General features: G+C 68.4%; 1 protein-coding gene and 1 pseudogene. Both read right to left on the minus strand.

Annotation, left to right across the window (positions count from 1 at the left end):
* A pseudogene (locus GTP58_RS30805) lies at positions 1-253 on the minus strand (hypothetical protein); the annotation flags it as partial.
* 80 nt (positions 254-333) lie between these two features.
* Positions 334-3485 (minus strand): PEP-CTERM sorting domain-containing protein (locus GTP58_RS30810; RefSeq protein ID WP_202413926.1); only part of this gene is annotated, 3152 nt, incomplete at its 5' end.

Consider the following 3485-nt stretch of genomic DNA (forward strand, 5'->3'; position numbering starts at 1 on the left):
CGGCACCGCCGGCGCCGCCAGTGGCACTGGCGCTATCGCTGGCGCCGCTGGAACCGGGCTGGCTGGCCGCTGCGGTGCCGCCGCTACCGCCGTTGCTGCCGTTGCCGCCCGGCGCCACGCCAGCGCTGCCAGCGGTGCCGGCGGTGCCGGTCTGGACGAGATCAACTGCGTAAGCCTGGCTGACGGCCAGGGAAATTAGCAGGGGGACCAGCCGCTGGGGCAGGCGTGATGGAGTAGACGAAAGCATGCGCATGAACTTGACCTTTCAATGTGAGGGCAGCGGAGAGCGCCGGCGGCCACATGGGTGGCGCCGGCTGGATGGTTTAACGGCGCTTAGCTGTTTTGGGCGGCATGGCCGGCGACGCGGCGGCGCTGCAGCAGCACCAGCATCAGGCCGGCCAGGCTCATCGCCCAGGTCGCCGGTTCCGGTACCGGCGAGGTGCCCACCGCGTAGCTGAAGGCAAAGCCACCGGAATGGGTGTAGGTCAGTGTCGAGGCGATCTCCAGGCTTTGCTGGCCGGCCTCAAACCGGCCCAGGTCCAGCGTGCCGTCGCTGAAGAAGCTTTGCGCTTCGCTCAGTGAGCCAAAGGTATGCGCGTAAATTAGCGTGCCCTTGCTGTTGATGGTCAGGCTCATCTGGTCGAAGCCGCTGCCGTTGCCATAGTTGGACAGCCAGCCGACGATCAGGTTGCCCGCTGCCGTGGTCTGGAAATCAAACACCCCGCTGGTGACATAAGTATGGCTGACGCCTGCTTGATAATTGGGATACAAGGCACCTTGCACGCCAGCGCCCAGCACCTTGCCGATCGCCGCTGCGGCCTGCGGCGTGGCGGCAAGCAGGGCCGCGCCATCGCTCGGCATGCCGTTGACCACGGAGATGGCCTGGTTGTTGTGCTTGTCCTTGTCGATCGCGTGCAGATCGCCCAGCAGCCCCGCGCTGCCATAGCTGGCATTGGTGTAAGCGACACTGTCGTCGCCGTTGGTCGGTGCGCTGGCCTTGGCGGTGGCCAGGCCATGCAGGCCATCGCTGGCGCTGCTGATGGCGGTGGCGCTGCCCAGGCCTTTTGCCTCGGCCGTGGCAATATTGCTGCCGGCGCCTACGCCATCCGCGCGCGCCAGCGATGTCCCAGCGAGCAGGACGGTGCGATCGGTATAAGCGCTGCTGCGGGCAGTGGACGAGCCACCAGCCTGCGTGCTGATCGCCCAGGCCGACGCAGTTACCTGGCGTGCTCCGTCGCTACCCGTCGCCTCCGCACTGGCGTTCGCGGCGCTAACGGCGCTGACCTTGCTACGGGCGATGGTGGTGCCTAATTCGCCGCCGTAATAGATTGCTGTCCTTGCACCGCTGTGGCCGGTGACGACAGTGCCGCTGCGGGTTGAGGCCAGCACTAGCTCGGCAGTGGCATCGCCCGCCCTGCCGAAAACGTAGCCGCCCCCTTCGCCGCCATTGCCCCCTTCCGCAAGCACCACGGCAGTCAGGCTGGCGGCCAGATTGTCCGTTAAGGTCAGGCGCGATATGGCGTCGCCGCCTTTACCGCCGTTGCCCGGTTTGCTGCCAATGCCGCCGTCGCCGCCGAAGGCTTCCTGGCGTAGCTCCAGTGCGCCAGTCGTGCGTCCGCTGACCAGGTTCTCGGCGACGCTGCTGCCGCCGGCCGGGGTCACATCGGTACCGGAGTTGGAGCCGCCTTTGCCGCCAGTTAATGTAACCGAGGCGTGAGCCCGTCCGCTGTCGGACTGGGCGTAGGCCGTGGCGGTGGTCTGGCCAGCGCCGGTATGGTAGCCGCCGCTGCCGCCTAGCGCACTCGCATCAGCCCCGGCCTCCGCTGCGCCGCTGGCCGTCACCGATGCGCGCGCGCTGCCGTCGCCACCGGCAGCGCGGTTGCCGCCTGTGCCGCCGCTGCCAGTGGCGTAGCCGTAAATGTTGGCATTGCTGCTGAGCGTCACGAAGGCGCTGCCGTTGCCGCCGCGGCTGCCGTTGACCGTATTGCTGTTGCCGCCATTGCCGCCTGTGCCGATGGTCTGCAGGGTCAGATTGGGTTGGCTGGCGCCGCTCAGCGACAGGGTCGAGGTGCCATTGCCTGCCTTGCCGGCCATGCCCCCGGTGCTGTTGCCGGCATTGCCGCCGGTTACGCGTTGTATCAGGGTCAGTTTGCCGCTGCCGACGTTGGTGCCACTAATCCTGTTGAGCATGCTGAGCGTTGCGCCATCGCCGCCGTTGGCACCGTTGCCGCCATCGCCGCCATTGCCGCCGGTATTGTCGGCGGCGGCCCCGCCGTCGCCATTGAGCAGGGTCAGGCTGGCGTTGCTCTCGGCCAGCCCGCCGTTGCCGCCGCGCTGGCCTTTGCCCCAGGCCAGGCTGCCGTTGCCGCCAACCGCCTTGGCGCTGACATAAATCCTGAGCTCGTTTTTGACGTCGGAGCCGCCGGTGCCGTCGGCGCTGCTGCTGGCGTTGCCCCCCGCACTCGATTGCACGGCGCCGGTCAGCGTGCCAGCGTTGGCCAGCGACAGGCCGCTGCCGCCGTAGGCCGCGCTGGTGATGGTAAGGTTGCTGGCGCCGCTGTTGCTGCCGCGCGCTTCGCTACGGGCATTGCCGCTGGTCCCGCTCAGGCCGCCGCTGGCCAGCGTGGCACCGCCGCTGCCGCCGGTGGCATCGACATTGAGGGTGACCCGCGTGCCGCTCTTGGTCGACGCCGCTTCCGCAGCCGCCAAGGCATTGCCACCGGTACCGCCCGTGGTGCCGGTACCGCCGTTGCCGCCGGTGCTAGTCAGCTGGGTGCGTAGCTTGTCTGCATTGGCATCGCTGGTCACCTGGCGCGCCTCAGCGTTACCGCCATTGCCGCCGAGGCTGAGATCCGAATTGCCGCCGGCGCCGCCGGTTGTGCTCAGGTACAGATACAGATTCCCTTTGGTATCGCCGCTGAGCTGGTTGTTGGCGAGGCTGTTGCCGCCATTGCCGCCCATGGCGCCGTTGATGCCGTTGCCGCCTTTGCCGCCAGTCTGAAAGGCGTTGCTGATGGCCAAACCGATATCGGAAGCGCTGGCGGAGGTAGCGCTGGCATTGCCGCCGTCCCCACCGCGTTTGCCTGTCCCGCTGCCATTGCCGCCGGCGCCCCCCGTGGCAGTCGCGACTGCGGTGGCGACCCGCGTGTCCACGCCGTAACCGCCATCCGGGAAGGGCGGCGCGTGGCTAATGCTGGCGGCGTAGGCACTGCTAACAGCATTGCCGCCGGTCTGTCCATTGCCTGCCGTGGTGCTGCCACCGCTGCCGCCGGTGGCCGTGCCGTTGATGGTTGCGTGGGCGAAACCGGCCGTGCCGCTGGCTGCACTGCTGGCATTGCCACCCAGGCCGGCGATGCCGGTGGCGGTGTTGCCGCCGCTGCCGCCCTGGCTGGCAGCCGTCAGCGTTAGCTCGGTGGGGGAGGTATTCACCAGGGTCAGCGCGGAGCTGGCGGCGGCGCCCTTGCCGCCTGTGCCGCTGTCGCTGC

It is taken from the genome of Duganella sp. CY15W (assembly GCF_009857555.1).
Classification (GTDB): domain Bacteria; phylum Pseudomonadota; class Gammaproteobacteria; order Burkholderiales; family Burkholderiaceae_D; genus Rugamonas; species Rugamonas sacchari.